We start from the raw sequence: 1,307 nt of genomic DNA on the forward strand, positions 1-1,307 counted from the left end.
AAGCCAGTTGACAGCGAAGTGATACCGCTAGTAGCTGTGCTCAGACCAGTCGATGTCGAGGTCGACAACGACGCGACATTGCTATCGGTTGTACTCAGGCCGGTTGACAGCGAAGTGATGCCGCTGGTGGCTGTACTCAAGCCAGTTGACAGCGAAGTGATACCGCTAGTAGCTGTGCTCAGACCAGTCGATGTCGAGGTCGACAACGACGCGACATTGCTATCGGTTGTACTCAAGCCTGTCGACAGCGAAGTCACGTTGCTGTTGGTCGTGCTCAGGCCGGTCGACAGTGAAGTGATGCCGCTGGTGGCTGTGCTCAGGCCGGTCGACAACGAAGTGATGCCACTGGTTGCTGTACTCAAGCCAGTCGAAGTTGAGGTCGACAACGACGCGACATTACTGTCGGTTGTGCTCAAACCGGTCGACAGCGAAGTGATGCCGCTGGTGGCAGTGCTCAGACCGGTCGACAACGAAGTCACGTTGCTGTTGGTTGTGCTCAAGCCGGTCGACAACGAGGCCACATTGCTATTTGTCGTGCTCAAACCGGTCGACAGCGATGTGATGCCGCTGGTTGCTGTGCTCAGGCCCGTTGAAGTCGAAGTCGACAGAGAAGCCACGTTGCTATCTGTTGTGCTCAAGCCAGTTGACAACGAAGTGATACCTGTCGAAACCGAAGTCGACAGTGAAGTGACGTTACTGTTGGTTGTGCTCAGGCCAGTCGACAACGAAGTCACGTTGCTGTTGGTCGTGCTCAAGCCAGTCGACAACGATGTCACATTGCTATTCGTCGTGCTCAAACCGGTCGACAGCGATGTGATGCCTGTCGAGGCTGAAGTCGACAGCGAAATCACGTTGCTATTGGCCGTGCTCAAACCAGTCGACAGCGACGTCACGTTGCTGTTGGTCGTGCTCAAGCCAGTTGACAGCGAAGTGATACCGCTAGTAGCTGTGCTCAGACCAGTCGATGTCGAGGTCGACAACGATGTGACATTACTGTTGGTTGCGCTCAAGCCGGTCGACAACGAAGTGATGCCACTAGTTGCTGTGCTCAGGCCAGTCGACAGTGAAGTGATACCGCTGGTGGTTGTACTCAAGCCAGTCGAAGTTGAGGTCGACAACGACGCGACGTTGCTATCGGTTGTACTCAGGCCTGTCGACAGCGAAGTCACGTTGCTGTTGGTTGTGCTCAAGCCGGTCGACAACGAAGTGATACCACTGGTAGCTGTACTCAAACCGGTTGAAGTCGAAGTCGACAACGAGGTGACATTGCTGTCGGTTGTGCTCAGGCCGGTCGACAGCGAAGTACG

1 pseudogene is annotated in these 1,307 nt (G+C 55.0%); it reads right to left on the reverse strand.

The annotated features are described in order from the left end of the window. Positions 1–1,307, reverse strand: a pseudogene (locus tag ACIPF8_RS23680) (hypothetical protein); the annotation flags it as partial.

Source organism: Collimonas sp. NPDC087041 (assembly GCF_044745265.1).
In the GTDB taxonomy this organism is placed as follows: domain Bacteria; phylum Pseudomonadota; class Gammaproteobacteria; order Burkholderiales; family Burkholderiaceae_D; genus Collimonas.